The 20183-nt window shown below is 74.3% G+C and carries 13 protein-coding genes; 7 read left to right on the top strand and 6 right to left on the bottom strand.

Annotation, left to right across the window (positions count from 1 at the left end; translation table 11 throughout):
* Positions 1-74: 74 nt before the first annotated feature.
* Positions 75-833 (bottom strand): tyrosine-protein phosphatase, encoded by a 759-nt coding sequence (locus ACIPLC_RS07355; RefSeq protein WP_400471963.1) that lies wholly within the window; start codon positions 831-833, stop codon positions 75-77.
* 219 nt (positions 834-1052) lie between these two features.
* On the opposite strand from ACIPLC_RS07355, the gene ACIPLC_RS07350 reads away from it, so the two are divergent.
* A complete protein-coding gene (locus ACIPLC_RS07350; protein ID WP_400471962.1) occupies positions 1053-1856 on the top strand; it encodes a GntR family transcriptional regulator in 804 nt (267 codons plus the stop codon).
* 111 nt (positions 1857-1967) lie between these two features.
* A complete protein-coding gene (locus tag ACIPLC_RS07345; protein ID WP_400471960.1) occupies positions 1968-3083 on the top strand; it encodes a PucR family transcriptional regulator in 1116 nt (371 codons plus the stop codon).
* Positions 3084-3178: 95 nt separating this feature from the next.
* Here ACIPLC_RS07345 and ACIPLC_RS07340 read toward each other — a convergent pair whose 3' ends face one another.
* A complete protein-coding gene (locus ACIPLC_RS07340; protein WP_400471959.1) occupies positions 3179-3472 on the bottom strand; it encodes a hypothetical protein in 294 nt (97 codons plus the stop codon).
* A gap of 75 nt (positions 3473-3547) precedes the next feature.
* Between ACIPLC_RS07340 and ACIPLC_RS07335 the strand changes: the two genes are divergently transcribed.
* The 4 genes from ACIPLC_RS07335 to ACIPLC_RS07320 all read left to right on the top strand — a co-directional run bounded on the left by ACIPLC_RS07335 (position 3548) and on the right by ACIPLC_RS07320 (position 12456).
* Positions 3548-4051, top strand: coding sequence for a hypothetical protein (locus tag ACIPLC_RS07335; protein ID WP_400471957.1), 504 nt, complete (start codon positions 3548-3550; stop codon positions 4049-4051).
* Positions 4052-4160: 109 nt separating this feature from the next.
* Positions 4161-6179, top strand: a complete 2019-nt coding sequence (locus ACIPLC_RS07330) for a flotillin family protein (RefSeq protein ID WP_400471955.1) — start codon at positions 4161-4163, stop codon at positions 6177-6179.
* Between the two features lie 97 nt (positions 6180-6276).
* Complete coding sequence (locus tag ACIPLC_RS07325; RefSeq protein ID WP_400471953.1) at positions 6277-11088, top strand: DNA repair ATPase; 4812 nt, start codon at positions 6277-6279, stop codon at positions 11086-11088.
* A gap of 666 nt (positions 11089-11754) precedes the next feature.
* Entirely contained in the window at positions 11755-12456 is a 702-nt protein-coding gene (locus ACIPLC_RS07320; RefSeq protein ID WP_400471951.1) for a hypothetical protein, read from the top strand.
* Positions 12457-12668: 212 nt separating this feature from the next.
* On the opposite strand, the gene ACIPLC_RS07315 is transcribed toward ACIPLC_RS07320, so the two are convergent.
* From ACIPLC_RS07315 to ACIPLC_RS07305, 3 genes are all read right to left on the bottom strand, one after another.
* Entirely contained in the window at positions 12669-13859 is a 1191-nt protein-coding gene (locus tag ACIPLC_RS07315; protein ID WP_400471949.1) for an SDR family oxidoreductase, read from the bottom strand.
* 901 nt (positions 13860-14760) lie between these two features.
* Positions 14761-16536: an FAD-dependent oxidoreductase gene (locus tag ACIPLC_RS07310; protein WP_400471947.1), complete on the bottom strand. Its 1776-nt coding sequence runs from the start codon at positions 16534-16536 to the stop codon at positions 14761-14763.
* A 69-nt stretch (positions 16537-16605) separates the two neighbouring features.
* Complete coding sequence (locus ACIPLC_RS07305) at positions 16606-17535, bottom strand: diiron oxygenase (RefSeq protein ID WP_400471944.1); 930 nt, start codon at positions 17533-17535, stop codon at positions 16606-16608.
* Positions 17536-17777: 242 nt separating this feature from the next.
* On the opposite strand from ACIPLC_RS07305, the gene ACIPLC_RS07300 reads away from it, so the two are divergent.
* Complete coding sequence (locus ACIPLC_RS07300) at positions 17778-18470, top strand: tyrosine-protein phosphatase (RefSeq protein ID WP_400471942.1); 693 nt, start codon at positions 17778-17780, stop codon at positions 18468-18470.
* Between the two features lie 94 nt (positions 18471-18564).
* On the opposite strand, the gene ACIPLC_RS07295 is transcribed toward ACIPLC_RS07300, so the two are convergent.
* A complete protein-coding gene (locus tag ACIPLC_RS07295; protein ID WP_400471941.1) occupies positions 18565-19617 on the bottom strand; it encodes an alpha/beta hydrolase in 1053 nt (350 codons plus the stop codon).
* Positions 19618-20183: the final 566 nt, after the last annotated feature.

Raw genomic sequence — 20183 nt, 5'->3', positions numbered from 1 at the left:
CCCTGCTCCGGCCCCCGCTCCGGCCCCTGTCCGGCCTCGGGCGGCTATCCCGACCTCGGGCGGCTGCAGCGGGCTCAGGCGGCCGCGGCGGCCGCCTTGGCGCGGAAGGCGCCGAGGGTGGTGGCGGGGACTCCGCAGGAGGGGAGGAAGGCCTCGGCGCCGCCGTGGCGGGTGCGGACGCGGTCGAGGAAGACGGCCATGGCCTCCGCCGGGGCTTCCAGGAGCGGGGCGGGGATGGTGAGTTCGCGGCCCTGGGAGTCGGTGACCCGGGCGCCGCGGGCGTTGAGGGCGGTGCGGTGGCGCTCGGCGAGGCCGGCGAAGATCTGCGGCAGGGCGTCGGCGGTGCGGGCGTAGTCGGCGACGATCCGTTCGGCGGGCACGCCGAGGAGGTCCAGCAGCAGGGCGGTCAGCAGGCCGGTGCGGTCCTTGCCTGCGGCGCAGTGCAGCAGGACGGCACCGGGGCGGGCGGCGGCCTCGACGGCGGCGGTGACGGCCTCGGGCGCGGACTCCGCCAGCAGCACGTAGTAGTCGCCGAGGTCGGCGGCGGTGGCCATGGTGCGCATCCGGGCGGCGAGGCCGTCGCCGGTGGGGTTCACCGGGGCCGCGACGACGGCTATCCCGGCGGCCTCGGCGGCGGCCCAGTCGGCGGGGTCGGTCTCGCGGGTGTCGCGCAGGTCGACGATGGTGCGGATGTCGCAGGCGCGCAGCTGGGCGACGGTGGCCTCGTCGGCGGCCGGGAACGGCTGGGCGGAGCGGTACAGCACGCCGGGGCGGATCCGCCGGCCCTCGGGGTCGCCGAGGACGGCGGGGTCGCGGAAGTTGACCAGGGACATGCGCGAGGCCTTTCGGTGGAGCCGCGGGAGGAGGGGGTTGGACATCTAGACGTCTAGATGTCTAGCCCCTCCCCGGGGTGCGGGGCAAACCGCGGCCGCCCGTACCCCTCCATCCCACTCCCCCGCTCTGGTCCCGTCGACCGGAGGGAGGGGTGGGATCGCGGGCGGGGAGCCCGGCGGCGGGCAGGCGGCGGGCCCGGGGTTCGTAGGATCGGGCGTGTGGCGACGAACCCTCCCAGCACCCCGCTCTACCGACGGCTGGCCCGGCGGCTCCAGGAGCGGATCGACGCCGGCGCGTACCCGGCGGGCGCCCGGCTGCCGAGCGAGCCCGAGCTGAGCGCCGAGTTCGGGGTGAACCGGCTGACCGTCCGGCAGGCGGTGGCGGAGCTGGAGCGGGCCGCCGTGGTGGAGATCCGGCGGGGCGTGGGCACGTTCGTCCGCCCGCCGGCCGTCCGCGTCTCGATCGCGGTGGACCCGCGCAGCCAGCGCTTCGACCTGGGCAGCGTGCACGCCGCACTCCCCGACGCCGGGGACGGCGAGTTCGTGCTGGGCACCCCGCCGGTGGCCGGGTCGACCGAGGACGAGGAGGCGGCCCGGCAGCTGGGCCGGGCACCGGCCGAGCTGTCCCGGGTGGACACGGTGATCCGGCTCGGCGGGCGGGCCCGGGCGGCGTGCAGCTACTGGGTGCCGTTCGGCCCGCTGCCGGACGCCCTGGTGCGGCCCGGCCGGCCCGGGAACCTGGTGCTGGACCTGGCCCGCGCGGCCGGGGTGGAGCTGGAGTACGACTGGCGGGCGTTCGGTGCGATCGGCGCGGACCTGGCCGACGCCGAGCTGCTGGGCGTCCCGCCGGGCACCCCGCTGCTGGTCCGCGAAGGGGTCAGCTGCACCCCGGACGGCGCCCCGGCGCTGTACGTCCGGCGGCGGATCGACGGCAGCAGCGCGCGCTTCGTCCTGAACTTCCGCGAGCCCCGGCCGGAGCCGCCGCCCGGCCCCACCGCGGACCAGCCGCCCGGCCCGCGATAACCCCAGGTCGAGCGCCAGGTCAGCCACCCACCCCGCACCCGTTGGCGCCGTATCAATCCTGCTAAAGTTCCGCGCCGGATCATCACGCGTCACGGGGGGCGGAGTACCGCGGTGTCCGAGGGGACCGAGCACGACATACCCACCGAACTGACCGAGGTCTGCCTCGGGCTGCTGGCCGACGCCTCCCGCACCGGGAGGCTGCTGCGCCGGGACGAACTGGAGTGCCTGCGCACGCTGGGCGAGCACTGCGCCGAGGCCGGGTACGGGCTGCGCGAGGTGGTCGCGCACTGCCTGTCGGCCACCCGGCGGGCCTGGCAGACGCTGCCGGGCATCACCGCGGCGGGCGGCGTCGGGGAACTGCGCCGGATCGGCGACGCCGTGCTCGCGGCGACCGAGGCCGCGCTGGCCGCACTCGGCGAGGGGCACGAGCGCGCACAGCGCATGGCGGTCCGTCAACAGGAGTCCGCGCGGCGGGAGTTCATCGACGACCTGCTGTACGGTCGCAGCGACCTGGGCCTGCTGGCGGAGCGCGCGGAGCGGTTCGGGCTGCGGCTGGCGGGCGCGTACTCGGTGGCGGTGGCGGTCGGCGACGCGCCGTTCGCGGACGTCCATCCGCTGGTGCACCGGGTGGAACGGGAGCTGGTCGGGCGGTTCGGCGAGCGGGACGTCCTGCTCGCCAGCAAGGACGGCCGACTGGTGTGCATCGCCCCCGACACCGAGCGCGCCGTCCTGGAGGCCTTCACCGACCTGGCGCTGCGCCCCGGCCCCGGTTACCGCCCGGTGCTGCGGGTCGCGACCGGACGCCGGCACTCCGGGGCCAGCGGGGTGCTGCGCAGCTACGAGGAGGCGCTGGGCGCGCTGGACTACGCGGACCGGCTGGACCTGCCGGCGCAGCAGCTGAAGGCCGAGGAACTGCTGGTCTTCCCGGTGCTGATGCGCGACCGGGCGGCGATGGCCGACCTGGTGCGCAGCGTGCTGGGCCCGCTGACCGAGGCGCGCGGCGGCGCCCGCCCGCTGCTGGACACCATCGTGGTCCAGGCGGAGGCGGCGTACGTGAACGCGGAGGCGGCCCGGCGGCTGGGGCTGAGCGTGCGCACGCTCGGCTACCGGCTGGAGCGGATCAAGGCGCTGACCGGCTACGACCCGTCGGACGCGCTCCAGCGGTTCACCCTGGAGACGGCGGCGATGGGGGCCCGGCTGCTGAACTGGCCGGAACAGCCGCTGTAGGCGGCGGCCAAACGCCTCCGGCCGGTGCGTTCCAGGGTGTCAAAGGGCCGTAAAGATTGCCGGATCCTGGCAATGTGCGAACGCCCCCTCCGCTGTCACGATCTCCATGGCGCCGAGGTGCGGCGCCGTGGGAAAAGCGGGGGAGCGTGGCCGGGATGGGGGGATTCGTCGCGGCCGCGCTGGCTTTTCCGACGGCGCTGTTCAGCTTCGCGCTGGTGGTGGTCGTCGGGTACTGGCTGCTGATGCTGGTCGGCGGCCTCGGCTTCGACGCCCTGCACGGGGGGCACGGTGTCGGCCATGCCGGTCACGTCGATCACGTGGGCCACGTCGGTCACGACGGTCATGTGGGCCACGTCGGTCATGTGGGCCACGTCGGTCACGTCGGTCACGCGGGCGACCTGGGGCACGGTGTCGGGGCCCACGGTGCCGGGGGGCACCCGGCCCACGGGGGACACGGGGGACCCGTGAGCCAGGACGGGCACGGCGCCGACGGCCGGGGCGTCCACCACCACGGAGGCGTGCTGGGCGCGCTGGGACTGGGCGGGGTGCCCGTGACGGTGGCGGTGTCGCTGCTGGTCGCGATCGCCTGGTTCGTCAGCCTGGCCGGCACCGTCCTCACCTCGGGGGCACCGGCGCGCGGCGGCGTGTTCGCCGTCGCGCTGGTCGCCTCCTGGGCGGGCACCCGACTGCTGGTCCGGCCGCTGTCCCGGCTGTTCCCCGAGGACCGCCCGGCGACCCGGGGGGACTTCGTCGGCCGCGTCTGCGTGATCCGGACCGGCCGGGTGACGGCCGACTTCGGGCAGGCCGAGGTCACCGCCGAGGACGGCTCCACCGCGACCGTCCAGGTGCGGACGCTCACCGAGGAGCCCGGGCTGGCGGCCGGCCGCACCGCCCTGATCTTCGACTACGACGCCGACGGCGAACACTTCCTGGTGGCGCCGTTCGACCCGGCGCTACCGGGCGGCTGACGGCCCCCGGGCGCCTGACGGCCGGGGCGTCACCACTTTCCTCTCATTCCACTTCTTTTCTTTCCGCTCGACCTCGCACCATCTCGTCATCTCGTCAAAGGACTCCGTGATGGACACCATCGCCGTGGGTTTCGGCGTTCTCGTCGCCGTCGTCCTGCTCATCGTGCTCGCCATGCTGCTGTTCGTGGGCCGCCTGTTCCAGAAGGTCGAGCAGGGCAAGGCGCTGATCGTCTCCCGCACGAAGAAGGTGGACGTCACCTTCACCGGCACGATCGTCCTCCCCGTGCTGCACAAGGCCGAGTTGATGGACATCTCGGTGAAGACGGTGGAGATCCACCGCGCCGGCCGGGACGGGCTGATCTGCCGGGACAACATCCGGGCGGACATCCGGATCTCCTTCTTCGTGCGGGTGAACAAGACCGTCGAGGACGTCATCAAGGTCGCGCAGGCCATCGGCACCGCCCGGGCCAGCGACCCGTCCGCGATCCAGGACTTCTTCGCGGCCAAGTTCGCCGAGGCGCTGAAGACCGTCGGCAAGCAGTTGGACTTCACCGACCTCTACACGCACCGGCACGAGTTCCGGGACCAGATCATCGCGGTGATCGGCACCGACCTCAACGGCTACACCCTTGAGGACGCGGCCATCGACCACCTCGAACAGACCCCGATGAACCAGTTGGACTCCGACAACATCCTCGACGCCCAGGGCATCCGCAAGATCACCGAGCTGACCGCGATCGAGCACGTGCGCACCAACGAGTACCAGCGCACCGAGGAGAAGGAGATCACCCGGCAGAACGTGGACGCCCGGGAGACCGTCCTGGAGCTCCAGCGCCGCCAGGCCGACGCCGAGATCCGCCAGCGCCGCGAGATCGAGACCCTGCGGGCCAAGGAGGACGCGGTGATCTCCCGGGTCCAGGAGGAGGAGCGGCTGAACGCCCAGACCGCCTTCCTGCGCACCGAGGAACTGCTCGGCGTTCAGCGCGAGAACCAGGCCCGCGAGGTCGCGGTGGCGCAGAAGAACCGCGAGCGGGTGATCGCGGTGGAGAACGAGCGGATCGAGAAGGACCGCCTGCTGGAGGTCGTCGGCCGCGAGCGGGAGACCGAACTCGCGGCGATGGAGAAGCAGAAGGAGGTCGAGTCCCGTCGGCGGGAGGTCGCCGACGTGGTCCGCGAGCGGGTCGCGGTGGAGCGGACCGTCGCCGAGCAGGAGGAGGCCGTCAAGACGCTGCGCGCCACCGAGGACGCCGAGCGCACCCGCCGCGCGGTGATCATCCAGGCCGAGGCGGAGGCGCAGGAGAAGCTCGTCAAGGACATCAAGGCCGCCGAGGCCGCCGAGCAGGCCGCCTCGCACAAGGCCCGCGAGGCGGTCGTGCTGGCCGAGGCCCGGCAGCAGGCCGCCGAACTGGACGCCGCCGCCAAGATCCGGATGGCCGAGGGCATCCGGGCGGAGGCCGCCGCCGAGGGGCTGGCCCAGGTGCAGGTGCGCGAGCAGGAGGCCGCGGCGGTGGAGAAGGTCGGCCGCGCCGAGGCCGCCGTCCAGGCCGAGAAGGCGAAGGCCGCCGCGCTGGAGATCGGCGCCAAGCTGAAGGCCGAGGCCGAGGGCCTCACCGAGAAGGCCGCGGCGATGGCGAAGCTCGACGAGGCCTCGCGCGGGCACGAGGAGTACCGGCTGCGGCTGGCCGCCGAGAAGGACGTCCGGCTGGCCGGGCTGGACACCCAGCGGCAGATCGCCGAGGCACAGGCCGCACTGGTCGCGGCCGGGCTGGAGAAGGCGAAGATCGACATCGTCGGCGGGGACGGGGTGTTCTTCGACCGCCTGGTGCAGTCGGTGACGGCCGCCAAGAGCGTCGACGCCTTCGTCGGGCACTCGCAGACCGCCCAGGCCCTGGCCGGGCCCTGGCTCGACGGCAGCGCCAGCTTCACCGAGGACCTGACCCGGGTGCTGTCCTCGGTGTCCACGGCGGACGTGCAGAACCTGACGGTGTCCGCGCTGCTGATGCGGATGATCGGTGCCGGGGGCGGCGAGCAGGCCGGGCAGCTTCGTCAACTCCTCACCTCGGCACAGAAGTTGGGGATCGCCGAGACGCCGATCGGGGCGCTGGGCGCGGTCAACGGCTCCAAGTGAGCGCCTGAGCACCCCGTCATCCGAGCACCCTGCCATCCGAGCTCCCTGCCATTAGAGCTCCCTGCCATCCGAGCACCTGAGTAGTTGAGGAACTGACGTGGTGGACGCCCTCGACGCCCGGCTCGACGCCGGCACCTACGAGGTCCTGCGCGACCGGATCGCCCGGTCCGCCGCCGAACTCGCCGACCGCGCGCAGGCGTTGAACGCCCGCCGGGTCGAGGAGTTCGGCGGCGGGGAGCTGCGGCTGGCCGGCACCGGGCGGCTCACCACCGGCCGGGCCTGCCTCCCGCAGGACCTCACCGCCGCCGGCGGGCTGCTGCTGCTCGGCGCCCGCCCGGGTACGGCAGCCGACGCCGCCGCCTCCGTCTCGGGCTCCGCCTCGGGCTCCGCCGACGCCCCGGCCGAGGGCTCCCCGGGCGCCGGGCTGCTCGGGGAGGTCCTCAGCGTCCACCACCCCGACCTCACCCCCGCCCCCGCCCCCGCCGAGGGCACCCTGCTGGACGACCCGCGCCTGCGCCAGGACCTCGCCGACCTGCACCGCTACTTCCGCGACGCCCGGCTGGAACGGCTGCGCCCCGTCGGCGGCCGCCTGCTCGCCGTCTTCCGCACCGGCCCCGCCGCCGCCGACGTCCGGGTGCTGCGCTGGCGCCTCGCCGACGACCTCGCCGACGACCGGCCCCCTGCCTACCAGGACGGCCGCGGCGAACGCGACCACACCCCCGCCGACGGCCAGCAGCTCGCCTGGACCGCCCTCACCCGGGACGACCAGCTGCCCGCCGCCCCCGGCAGCCCGCCGCGCGCCGACCTCGGCGGCGAACTCCGGCTCGGCGTCGACGGCGGCCGGCTGACCATCGCCGCCCCCGACGGCCGCGAGCTGCACCACGAACCCCTCGCCGAGGCCCTGCAGACCCTCGCCGACGCGCAGATCGCCCACGCCCGGCTCGGCACCCTGCTGCTGGTGCGCGTGCGCCCGTACCAGGAGGAGACCGTCCGGCACCTGGTCTGCCACCTGCCCACCGGCCGGGTCACCCGGATCGACGCGCTCGGCCAGGCCTGCCTGCGGCTGCCCGCCGACCAGGGCCTCGCCTTCCCCGGCGGCTGCCACCTCGCCGACGGCACCGTGCGCCGCTACGACCAGCCGGTGGACGGCCTGGCCTACGAGCGCACCCTCGTCTCGCCCAACGGCGAGGACGTGCTGTACGAGTTCCGCTCCCCCGTCGACGGCCGCGCCCTGCTCCAGCCGTACAACAGCGTCCGCCAGGAGGCCGCCGCCCCGCTGCCCTGCCAGGGCTACGCGCTGCTCGCCGACGGCACCCTGATCGCCCTCCGCCCGGCCGAGGACGGGCCCACCCGGCTGCACCCCGTCCAGCTGTGGCAGACCCCGTTCACCAGTGAGCGCCACGCCGCCGCGCAGCCGCCCGGCACCGGCCCGCTCGCCCGGATCGGCAACGCCGACCTCGTCCGCGGCCTCGCCGACTGCCTCTCCCTGGCCCGGCTCGCCACCGCCGGCGCCGACACCCCGGCCGGCCACCAGGCCGTCCTCGCCGCCTGCACCCGCACCGCCGACCGGCACCACTGGCTGGGCCAGCCCGACCTCGGCGACCTCGCCGCCCCGCTCGCCGAGATCCGCGACACCGCCCGGCAGGTCATCGCCGAGTACGAGGCCGTCGCCGAACTCACCGCGCACGCCGCCCGGCAGACCGAACAGGCCGCCGAGCACGTCGAAGGCCTGCTGCGCACCGCCCGCGGCGAGACCCTCGCCGACGCCGCCGAATGGGTCGACCGGCTCGCCGGGCTGCGCCGCGCCCAGGGCCGGGTCGAGGCGCTGCGCGACCTGCCGCGCGCCGACCACGCCCGGATCGACGCGCTCGCCGCCCACCTCGCCGAGGGTCTCGCCGAGGCCGCCGCCCGCGCCGTCGGACACCTCGCCGAACCCGAGGCCTTCGCCCCGCACCGCCGGCGCGCCGGCGAGCTCGCCGACCGCTGCGCCGCCCTCGCCACCGCCGCCGAGGCCGCACCATTGGGCCTTCAACTCTCCGAGCAGAGCGAGGCGTTGCAGACCGTATCGGAACTCGTCGGCACCCTCGACCTGGCCGACGCCACCACCCGCACCGCCATCCTCGACCGGCTCGCCGACGTCCTCGGACTGCTCAACCGCGCCCGCGCCGCCCTCACCGTCCGCCGCCGCGACCTGCGCACCCGCGAGGCCGCCGCCGAGTTCGCCGCCGAAACCGCCCTGCTCGCCCAGGCCACCACCGCCGCGCTCGCCGCCGCCGACACCCCCGAGGCCTGCGACGACCAGCTCGGCCGACTCCTGCTGCGCATCGAGCAGTTGGAGACCCGCTTCGCCGACGCCGACCCGGCGCTGAACGACCAGCTCGCCGACCGGCGCACCGCGATCCACGACGCCCTCACCGCCCGCCGCCAGCATCTGCTGGAGGAACGGGCCCGCCGCGCCGACCGGATCGCCGCCTCCGCCGAACGCATCCTCGACACCCTGCACCGGCGGCTCACCGCCCTCGACACCGCGGCCGAGATCGACGCCGCCCTGGCCGCCGACCCGACCGCCGTCAAACTCCGCGACCTCGCCGCCCAGTTGACCGCACTCGGCGACCGCGTCCGGGCCGAAGAGCTGACCGGACGACTGCGCGCCGCCCGCAGCCGCGCCCACCGGGCCCGGCGCGACCGCGCCGAACTCGCCGGCGACGGCCCCGGCACCCTGCGACTGGGCCGCCACCTGTTCGCCGTCACCACCCAGCGCCCCGAACTCACCCTCACCCCCTGGCGCGGCCGCCCCGCCTTCACCCTCACCGGCACCGACTACCGCTCCCCCGTCACCGACCCGGCCTTCGCCGCCACCGAGCGCTACTGGGGCCGGCCGCTGCCCTCCGAGACCCCCGCGCTCTACCGGGCCGAATACCTCGCCGCCAGCCTGCTGCTGGCCGCCGAACCGGACGGGCTGGACGCCCTGCGCGCCGAGAGAGACCTGCTGGACTTCGTCCGCCGCGCCGCCGAACAGCGCCCGGACGAGGGCTACCAGCGCGGCGTCCACGACCACGACGCGGCACTGCTGCTCCGTGCCCTGCTCGAACTCCACGCCGAGGCAGGCCTGTTGCGCCACCCGGCGGGCGCCCGGGCGGCCGCGCAGCTGTACTGGGCGTACGGCGCCGACGAACGGCAGCGGCTGGTCTGGCACACCCGGGCCCGCTCGCTCGCCCTCGCCCGGCAGGCCTTCGGCGCCGCCCCCGCCCCGGCCGCGCTGGCGGCCCTGGACGCCCTGGCCGACGAACTCAGCTCCGCCGTGGCGGAGTTCACCCCGTGCCCGCAGCCCGCCGGCGCCTACCTGGCGGCCGAACTCGCCGCCGCCACACCCACGTTCGCGTACGCGCCGGGGGCCGCCGCGCTGCTCGACAAGTTCCACGCCGCACCCGAGTCCGCCGGCCTCACCGAAGCGCTGGCCGCGCTGCCCGCCGAGCCCGCGCTGCTGCCCGCACGGCGCCAACTCGCCCAGGCCTGGCTGGAGTCCAGCGCCATCGACGCCGACCCCGGCGACCTCGCCGAGGCCGCCGCCGCCCTCCTCTGCCCGTCCCTGCCGCGCCGCGCCGCCGACGGGGCCGCCGCCACCCGCCTCACCGGCCTGCGCGGCGACCACCCCCGGCTCGCGGGCGGCGCACTCGACCTACGACTCGACGAACTCCTCGCCCGCGTCCAGGAGTTCGCCGCCACCGATGCCCCCGAGTACCGCGCCTACCAGCGGCTGCGCGCCGACCTGCTGACCGCCGAACACACCCGGCTACGGCTCGACCAGTACCGGCCGGCCCCGCTCAACGGCTTCGTCCGCAACCGGCTCATCGACCAGGTCTACCTGCCGCTGGTCGGCGACAACCTCGCCAAACAGCTCGGCACCGCCGACGCCGGCGGACCGGTCGACCGCAGCGGCCTGCTGCTCCTGGTCTCCCCGCCCGGCTACGGCAAGACCACCCTCGTCGAGTACCTCGCCGAACGGCTCGGCCTGCTGCTGGTCACCGTCAGCGGCCCCGCACTCGGCCACCGGGTCACCTCCCTCGACCCCGCCGAGGCCCCCGACGCCACCTCCCGCCGCGAGATCGAGAAACTCAACTTCGCCCTGCACGCGGGCGACAACGTGCTGCTCTACCTCGACGACGTCCAGCACACCTCGCCCGAGCTCCTCCAACGCTTCATCCCGCTCTGCGACGCCCAGCGCCGGATCGACGGGGTGTGGGACGGCGAGGCCCGCGAGTGGGACCTGCGCGGCAAGCGCTTCGCCGTCGTCATGGCCGCCAACCCGTACACCGAGTCCGGCCGCCTCTTCCGGCTGCCCGACATGCTCGCCAACCGCGCCGACGTCTGGAACCTCGGCGACGTCATCGCCGGCCGCGACGACCTCTTCGCGCTCAGCTTCGTCGAGAACGCCCTGCCCGCCAACCCGCACCTGGCCCCGCTCGCCACCGCCGACCGCGCCGACCTGGACACCCTGCTGGCCCGCGCCGCCGGCACCCCGGGCGGCCCCCTCACGGGCGCGTGGCCCGCCGCCGAGGTCGAACGGATGACCGCCGTCCTCGCCGGACTGCTCCACCTGCGCACCACCGTCCTCGCCGTCAACCGCGCCTACCTGGCCTCCGCCGCGCAGGACGACCGCACCCGCACCGAACCCCCGTTCCTCCTCCAGGGCTCCTACCGCAACCTGGCCAAACTCGCCCAGCGCCTCGACCCGGCCCTCACCCGCCCCGAACTCGACGCCCTCCTCACCGACCACTACCGCGCCGAAGCCCAACCCCTCGGCGCCGACGCCGAAGCGCAGCTGCTGAAGCTGGCCGAACTCCGGGGCGGCCTCACCCCCGCCCAGGCCGCCCGCTGGGAGGAGCTCAAGCACACCCGGCGGGGGTGAAGGGGCGGCGGCCGACCTGGATCCACCGGGGTCGGCCGCCGAAAGCTCGGCTTGGCTACGCCCGGCCGAGGACGTCGCCCACGAGCTCCAGCCACAGGTCGAGTTCAGGCGCCGCGAGCTTGAAGATGTGCTTCGAGCCGCGCAGCCGCTCGTAGGAGGCGACCAGCCGGTGGGCAACCCGCTCGGTCTCGGCCGCTCGGTCTCGGCCGCTCGGTCACCGTGGATGAGGTCGTTCCAGCGCGGCGGGTTCCTGCCGCCGTCGTAGAGCTTCTCCAGCGGAAGGATCCGGCAGGCCGTCCAGGTCACCAGTTCGGGTGCGTACTCAAGCAGCTTGTAGTAGCCCGTGTTGTGGTGCTTTCGGATTCGGCCGATGACCTTCTGTGTCTCGCGCCTGGCCTCGACCGCGACCTGCACGCTGATCGCCCGCAGGTTCTCATGCACGAGGCTCCGGTAGGAGGCACTGGCGATGTCCGACCAGAGCGCGTCCAGGCCTTCAGGGGCCTGGAGTTGATGACTCAGACAAGGGCGCGGCGCAGCCGAGAGCGCCGCGAGCGACCGGAACACGTCCGTAGGCGTGAATCCCACCGGGTGCGGCCCCGCCACAATGCCTCGCCGGGGGTCGAAGTAGCTCCCTTCCGCCTGGAACTCGGCCTGCACCGTGAGCAGGTGCGGGCAGCGAGCGAGGTTGTCCTGCCGCACGGCGGAGTTGACGTAGCGATCGCCGTGGTCATAGAACTCGCGAACCCGGTGGTGGTCGTCACCGGTCACGACGATGACCGACAGGACGGCCTTGGCCAGGTCTGCGGGCGGCAGTTCGCGGGAGATGTGGGCGATCGTGACAAGTCGCTGGAACCCGTCGAAGCACTGCACACCCGCCAATCCGAGCCGCCCCGCCCCGGCCGCCCGGTCCGGTTCCCAGTGCAGGCTCTGCGCACCGAGGATGATGGGGCCGACCAGCCCGAACTCCTCCGGCCGTTCGCGCAGCAGAGCCGCGAGGGCCCGGTTCTCCGGGCTGTCCGCCAAGTAGCCCCGTCGGCTTCCGAGCACGACGGCCGCATCAGGCATGGCGGCCAGGCCCGCCAGCTCGGTCGCGCTGATCTGGGTGAACCACCGGTTGCCGAACGTCGCGGCATGAAGCGCCCTGAGGATATGGCGGTCGGGAACCCAGCCGGTCTCTGCCGCCAACGAGAGTCCTCCCCGAGCACCGAGCGGTGCGGCATTGTTGTCCATGGCCGGTTCAACGTCGTAGCGGCGGCCGGGTTGCGGCGCACGGTGCCCCTGTGCGGGAGAGTTTCGATCAAGCCGGCTGCGGCCTCCTGGCCCCAGGCAGCCGTTGACGATAAGGCAGCTGATCGGCTCGCCGGCTGAAACGATCAAAGCCTCCCGAGGAGGCATTCCGCCGGGCTGCGGTGCGTGGCGTCGGTGGGCGCCGGTGGTTCTCCACCCGGGTGGCCAGGAACGCCCGGCACTGGGGGTGGACGGAGCCGGGGCAGTCCAAGTGGCGGCCGTGGCGGGCGCAGCGGCGGCAGCGGCAGCGGCAGGACGAGCTGAGGCGCAATCCGGCGCTGGGTGCGGCAGTTCTATCTGGGCGCCTGTCCGGCTGCCTGTCCGGACGCCGATTCGGACCCGGACGGCTCCCGCTGGACCCCGCCGCGTCGCGGACCGAAGGCGTCGGCGAGGTATTCGCCGTCCAGTGGCCCGGGCGGGGCGATGCCGGCGGCCCGGTCGGACCGGTCGAGGGTGGCGCGGTCGTACCGGCGGGTGAGCAGCGCGTACCGCTCGCCGCCGTACCGGAGCGCGCACAGGTAGGACTCGACCGGGCCGAACGGGACGGGCTCCGGCTCGATCCGCAGGTCGAGCCACGGGATCCGGGCGGCCATCGCGGCGAGCCAGCGGCGCACCGGCGTCCCGGTCGGGTGGACGACGTGGTGCGTGCGGACGCCGGGCCGGTGCGGGTCCAGCGCGGCCAGGCGCAACATCGCGTCGGCGGCGTAATCGGCGGGGACGAGGTTGAGCACGCTGCCCGGCGCCGTGTGCACCCGGGCGGGGAGCCTCCCGTCCGCGTCGAGCGGGACGCCGCACTGCCCGGCCAGCCAGGCCGGCCCGCGCGCGGCCGCCAGCGCCAGTTGCACGCCGACGGCGCTCTGCGGGTGGTGCGGCGCGCCCGGGGGGACGGGGCGGTGGCTGATCAGGACGCTCGGCCGCAGCACGGTGACGGCGGCGCCGGTGCGCTGTGCCCAGGCGCGGAGGAGAAGTTCACCGCGGTACTTGGTCTCCTCGTACGGCAGCAGGAAGCCGTACCGGTCGGTCAGGTCCTCCTCGCCGACGATGCCGTCCGGCCGGCCGCCGGCGACGAAGGCGGTGCTGACGTGCACCACCCGGGCGGGCCCGCCGGGGCGTTGCCCGGCGAGGTCCAGGACGCGGCGGGTGCCGTCCACGTTGGACGGGAGCAGGGCGGCGAGCGGGGCGTTGAGGTCGATGCCGGCGGCGCTGTGCCAGATCTCCTCGGTGGCGGCGGCGAGTTCGCAGTGCTGCGGCGCGGTGAGGCCTAGGCGGTCGACGGTCAGGTCGGCCCGGAGGAGGGTGACGTGCGGCAGCCGGGCCAGGTCCTCGGGCTGCGCTCCGGCGGCCTTGAGCGCGCGGGCGAGGCGTGCCCGCGCGGTGTCCGGTTGCTGCCGGACCAGCGCGGTGACCGGCCGGCCCTGCCGCAGCAGGCGCAGCAGGAGGTGGGAGCCGAGGAAGCCGGTGGCACCGGTGATCAGTGTGGACACGCCCACCCAACGAGGCCGGCGGCACGCTGGTGGCGGATGCGGTAAGCGGATCACCCGAAGGTGTGACTGGTCGGCTCCGCCGGAGCCGCCGTTTCCCACACCGGTTCTTCCCACACCGGATCCGGCAACCCGGGGACCGCCCGACCCGCGGCCTGCCACATCCGAGCCAACTCGGCGTAGATGGGCGCCCCCAGGTCGGGTTGCGGCCGGCTTCCCGCACTGTGGAGGATCGTTTCTTCGACCGACCGCCACCGCGGAGCCGGCATCACCCCAGGACTACTCACGCCCGCCCAACACGCCCCGCTCACCCCGGGACACGGCCACGTCAACCCCACAGCCCCGCAACAACCCGGCGCGGGCCCATACTGCTCCCGGGAAAATATGTAGACCGGTCTACATTTGACTGCTCGACGGGGCCGGGGGGGGGGGGGGGGGGGGGGGCCCCCCCCCGCCCCCCCCCCCCGGGGGGGGGGGGGGGGGGGGGGGGGGGGGGGGGGGGGGGGGGGGGGGGGGGGGACGTACGNNNGCGGGGGCCCAATCCGCCCCCGGTTAAAATTTGCCCCCCGTTCTAATTTGCCGGGCCCGCGGGGGCGGGCGCGCCGGTGGGGGGGCGGCCCGCCTCCCGGCCCGCGGCGCGGGCGGGCCTTGAGGGCGAGCGGGGTTGGGTCGAGGGAAGAATCAGTAGACCGACCTACATATTCTTGTCGCGCGGGCGAAAACTCAGTAGACCGGCCTACATATTTCTTGCTGGCCTCTCCCTGCCACGCGCAGGAAGTCGGATGGGCCGACTTCCTGCGCACGCCCCGCTCAGATTAAGTAGACCGACCGACATATTCCTCGGCTCCGGACCGCGCCCCGCCGCCCACACGCCTGCACGCCTGCGTACCCGGCCGCCCCCCGCCTATCGTCGGCGGGCGGCCGCCAGTAGGTCGGGGACGGTGGCGAGCTTGACGCGGGGGCGGCCTTCCGCCTCGCCCCGGGCGCGTTCCGCCCGCTCCACTGCGCGCAGTTCCTTCAGCCCGACGGCGTCCGGACGGCGGTGGCGGACGAGGCGGTCGAAGTCCGCGCGGCTCGCCGCCGGGGCGGCCAGGGCGCGGGCCGCCGCATCGTCGAGGAGTGCGTCCACGGTCTCGCGGGCGCAGGCCCGGTTGGCACCGATCCCGCCGGACGGTCCGCGTTTGGCCCACCCCACCACGTACGCCCCCGGCAACGGCCGCCCCGTCGCCGGGTCGACGACCCGCCCGCCCCGGTGCGCGACCGTCGCCGTCCGCTCGTCGAAGGGCAGCCCCGGCACCGGCACGCCCCGGTGCCCGATGGAGCGCACCACCAGGCCGGCCAGCAGTTCGTCGGTCTCCCCGGTCGGTTCGGCGGTCCGGCCGCCCGCAAGGGTGGTCCGGGCGACGGTCAGGCCCGTCACCCGCCCGCCCTCGGTAGACCCACCAGGCTCGGTGAGCGCGGTGAATGCGGTCGGCACGGACAGGAAGCGCAGCACGATCCGCCGGCCCGGCGCCGGCTCGGCGCCCCCGTCGAACGGCACCAGCGGCAGCCCGACGAGCAGCGCGGCCCGCGAGTCCGACGCGGTCGGCGCAGCAGTTGTCCCGGCGGTCGCCCCGGCGGTCGCCCCGGCGGTCGCCCCGGCGGTCGTCCCGATGGCCGTCCCAGCGGCCGCCTCGATCGCCGCCCGCACCTCCGGGTGGTCCTCGACCACCACTTCGACGCCCGGCAGTTGCCGCAGCGCCAGGAACTCCGCCTCGGTCCAGGCCGCCTGGGCGGGCCCGCGCCGGGCGAGCAGGACGACCTCCCGCACCCGGCTGCGGCGCAGTGCGGCGAGGGCGTGGTCGGCGATGTCGGTGGTGGCGAGCCGGTCGGGGTCGGTGAGCAGGATGCGTGCGATGTCGACGGCGACGTTGCCGTTGCCGATGACGACCACCCGTTCGACGCCGGGCCGGGACAGTTCCACCGCGTCGGCGGGCACCGTCGGTTGGGCGTTGTACCAGCCGACGAAGGTGGTTGCGGGCAGGCTGCCCGGCAGGTCCTCGCCAGGGATGCCGAGCCGCCGGTCGGCGGCCGCGCCGACGGCGTACACGACGGCGTGGTGGTGGGCGGCCAGTTCTTCGTGGGTCACGTCGGTGCCGATGTCCACGTTGAGGTGCATCCGCAGCCGGGGGTCGTGGAAGACGCCGGCGAAGCTGTCCGCGATGCGTTTGGTGGACTGGTGGTCGGGCGCGACGCCGTGCCGCAACAGGCCTCCGGTGACGGGCAGCCGGTCGATCATGGTGATCTCGGCACCGGTGCTGCGCAGCAGTTCCTGCGCGGTGTACCCGGCGGACGGGCCGGTGCCGACGATGGCGACGCGCAGTGCGCCGAGCCCGTCGGGCAGGCTGCGCGGGAAGCTGGGCGCGCCCCAGGCGTGGTCGTTGGGGTGGTCGCGGTACCAGTCGCGGTTGAGGTCGCCGAACACGGTGTCGGGCCCGCGCAGCCGGTCGACGGGGAACACCGCGTCCACGGGGCAGGCGTCCGCGCAGGCGCCGCAGTCGATGCAGGCCGCCGGGTCGATGTACAGCATGTCGGTGGTGCCGAACTCCGGTTCGTCCGGGGTCGGGTGGATGCAGTTGACCGGGCAGACGGACACGCACGAGGCGTCGTTGCAGCAGGTCCGGGTGATCGCGTAGGCCATGGCCGGGGTGAGGTCCCTCGCTGCAGGTGGAGAGGTACGGTGGTGTCGGGAGCCGGAATTGACACTTCGTCAGAGCATGTGGATGCGACGGTAGATGGCGGCCGAGCGGCTGGTGAGCAGCCCGGTCTCGGCGAGGAACGCCATCAGGTGCCGGGAACTGGTGCGCATCATCGCCTTGCGGTGCTCGTTGGCCCGCACTTCGGCGAGCGCCCGTTCGATGTCGAGCCCGGCGGCCCGGTAGACCCCGGGGTGCACCATGCTGGAGACGATGACGTACGCGCCGACGGCGATGCCGGTGGCCGAGGTGCGGCGCCGGGCGGGACCGGCGTGGCGCACCCGTTCACGGATCTCCTGCCGGGCGAACTTCATGTGCCGCGATTCCTCGACGACGTGGATCCGGGAGGTGCCGCGGACGATCTCCAGGACGTTCTCGCCGCGCATCCAGTCGCGCTGCATGACGTCGAGCACCTCTTCGGCCACCAGGATGCCGCCGTAAGCGAGTTCGCCCTTCGCGAGGGCCTTGAACGCGCGGCCGGCCTGGGCGATCACCTTGTTCGGCCGGTACGCGGGGACGCCCATCTTCTCGCAGGCGCGGGCGAACATGATCGAGTGGCGGCACTCGTCGGCGATCTCGGTGAGCGCGAACTGGAACTCGGCGTTGGCGGGGTTCTTCAGGTACTGGTCCCGCAGCACCATCTGCTGGAGGATCATCTCGAACCAGATCCCGGTGTTCATGATCGAGCAGACCTCGTGCCGGGTGAGGGTGACCCGCTGCCGCTCGGTCATCTCCCCCCACAGCCGGGTGCCGTAGAGGGTGCTCCACTGCGGGTTGAGGCCGTAGTGGTCAGCTGGGAGTGGCGCGTCCCAGTCGATCTCGGTCGAGGGGTCGTAGGAGAGGGCCGCGGCGGACTCCAGCAGCCGCTTCGAGACGTCGTCGTCGACCGCGGTGTGGCCGTGCGCATCCGCCGCCCGCCCCGACGCCGCGTTGGTGAGAGCCATGGCTGCCTCCAGGTGCCTGCTCCTGCGGGGGCTCGCCCACCCGCCTATTAGACGGACAGTACAATAAGAGCCCACCGTCGAGAACCCCCTGTGCAGCACCCGGCAGGCGCACCGCCGCAAGGCCCGCGCCCCCTCTCGTCCGTGGCCCGTCTCGCCCGCGTCCCCTCTCGTGTTCGGCCTCTCCCGTCCGCGGGCTCTCCCATCCGCGGCCTCTCCCGTCCGCGCCCCGGATACAGTGAGGCGTGATCATCGACCAGCCCGAGGCGAGGCCGGAGCACGTCGCCCCCACCGGCGTACGGAACTTTCGCGACGCCGGCGGCGTCGGATCCCTGCCGCGCGACGTGCTGTACCGCTCCGCCACCCTGCACGGTCTCGCGGCGGAGGACGCGGACGCGCTACGGCGCCTCGACCTGCGGACGGTCGTCGACCTGCGCAGCGACCCGGAGGTGGCGGAGCGCCCGGATGCCGTCGGCCTCGTCGGCGCCCGGTACCTGCACGCGCCGGTCTTCACCGAACGGCGCTGGCCCGCCGACCAGTTGGAGCTGTACCCGCTGATGGCCGAGCGCGCCGGCGCGGTAGCGGTGACCGTCCTGCGCCAACTGCTCACCGACGGGGGCGAGGCCGCGCCGGTACTGGTCCACTGCGCCTCGGGCAAGGACCGCACGGGAGTCGTCATCGCCGTCCTCCAGACGCTGCTGGGCGCCTCCGAGGCGGAGGTCCTCCAGGACTTCCTGCGCTCGAACACCGAACTGGGCCTCACCGACCAGCCCCCGGCCGGGACCGGGGCCGCGCACAACGCCCTGCCCGTACGCGAGGTCCATCTGCGGCGGGCGCTGCTGTCGATCCGGAGTCACCACGGATCGGTGGCGGAGTACCTCCTCGCGCACGGCGCGCGGGAGTCGGAGCTCACTTCGGCACGGCGGCTTCCGGCCTGAACGGGCAACCGGGCGGCGGCCGTTGAGTCCTCCGAACGGGCCCCGCCCGGTGCTGCGCCGAGCGCCTCCGAGCCGCGCCGTGCGCGGTTGCGCGCTACGCGGTGCCCAGCGCCTGCCGCAGCGCCTCGGCCGCCTCCGCCGTCGCCTCCCGGAAGCGGCGGCCGATGCCGAGGTAGTTGGCGTAGCCGTGGATGAGGTCGGGCTGCCGGCTCAGGCGCACCGTCACCCCGGCCGCCTTCAACGCCTCGGCGTAGGCCTCGCCCTCGTCCCGCAGCGGGTCGAAGCCCGCGGTGCCGACGTACGCGGGCGGAAGCCCGGACAGGTCGGCGGCGAGCAGGGGCGACAGACGCGGGTCGGTCCGGTCGGCCGACGCGGGCGCGTAGCGGTCCAGGAACCAGTCCATGTCCGCACTGGTCAGGAAGAAGCCGTCGGCGAACAGTTCGCGCGAGGGCCGCCGGACGGAGGCGTCGACCGCCGGATACAGCAGCAACTGGAACACCGGCGCCGGACCGCCCCGACGCACCGCCGCCTGCGCGGTGACGGCCGCCAGGTTCCCGCCCGCGCTGTCCCCGCCAATCGCGATCCGATCCGGATCCGCGCCCAGGTCGGCCGCCTTGGCGTGCGCGAAGTCGAACGCGGCCAGCGCGTCGTCCGCGGCCGCCGGGAACGCGTGCTCGGGCGCGCGCCGGTACTCCACCGACAGCACCCGCACCTGCGCCCGCTGCGCCAGGAACCGCACCACGTGGTCGTGGCTGCTCCGACTGCCGACCACCCAGCCCCCGCCGTGCAGGTACACCAGCAGCCCGGAACCCGCCGCCAGCCCGCCCGGCGTGTACAGCGTGGCCGCCAACTCGCCGTACTCCTGCGGGATTCCGACGTTCCGTACGGCGACCGGCTGGATCGTCGCCCCACCCACCAGGTACCGCGCGTGCTCCATCGCCTCCCGCGACGGCCCGACCCCGCTCGGCAGCACCAGAGCGGCCTTCGACAGGCGCTGCAACTTGAGAATCAACTGCGCGTCCAGCGCCAGCACTTGCCCGTCACGAACCACCGGCGCGCCCGCGATCGCCCGCCGCAGCCCCTCCGGCAGCGCGTACGCGCCCCGGACGACGGCGGACTGGATCCGGACAGGGAAGGGAATCGTCATCTCTGCTGCCTCCTGGAGCCTCTCCCGGAGCCCTCGACCGGGGACTCGGACCGGGAGCAGCCCATCATGGGCCCGGCCCACCACAGGCGGAAGCCCCCTCGACGCCTCCTTCACCCGCCCTCGACCGCTGGCGCGCCCAACGGGCCACCCCCTCCAGCGGGGAAGCACCGCCAACCACCTCTTCCCTCAGCAAAAAAATATGTAGACCGGTCTACTGTTTCTGCGTCGCCGCCACTTCCACCACCTCCATCCGCACGGGAAGTCGGCCCAGCCGACTTCCCGTGCTCACACCGCCCGGGCAGCGGCACAGAATCAGTAGACCGACCGATATATTCCACCCGGGCACCCACCGCGCCCGCACAGAAAGTCGGTCGGACCGACTTCCTGCGCACGCACCACCCCTCCACAAAATCAGTAGACCGACCGACATATTTTTCCCCGCACCCACGCCCCCACCCGCACCCCCACCCGCGCCGCCGCGACCCTACCTCGCAGGAACGCGCAGGAAGTCGTCCAGGCCGACTTCCTGCGCGCCAGGGTCGCGGCGGCGGCACGGGGCTACGCCG

The organism is Kitasatospora sp. NPDC086801 (assembly GCF_044745805.1).
GTDB lineage: Bacteria > Actinomycetota > Actinomycetes > Streptomycetales > Streptomycetaceae > Kitasatospora.
The sequence above is the reverse complement of the archived record's forward strand: the minus strand, read 5'-3'. Positions and strand labels throughout refer to the sequence as shown.

Bases quoted from the DNA above. Each gene is read 5' to 3' on its own strand.
- ACIPLC_RS07310 (WP_400471947.1), bottom strand. From the start codon at position 16,536: ATGGCCTACGCGATCACCCGGACCTGCTGCAACGACGCCTCGTGCGTG.
- ACIPLC_RS07295 (WP_400471941.1), bottom strand. From the start codon at position 19,617: ATGACGATTCCCTTCCCTGTCCGGATCCAGTCCGCCGTCGTCCGGGGC.
- ACIPLC_RS07355 (WP_400471963.1), bottom strand. From the start codon at position 833: ATGTCCCTGGTCAACTTCCGCGACCCCGCCGTCCTCGGCGACCCCGAG.
- ACIPLC_RS07330 (WP_400471955.1), top strand. From the start codon at position 4,161: ATGGACACCATCGCCGTGGGTTTCGGCGTTCTCGTCGCCGTCGTCCTG.
- ACIPLC_RS07305 (WP_400471944.1), bottom strand. From the start codon at position 17,535: ATGGCTCTCACCAACGCGGCGTCGGGGCGGGCGGCGGATGCGCACGGC.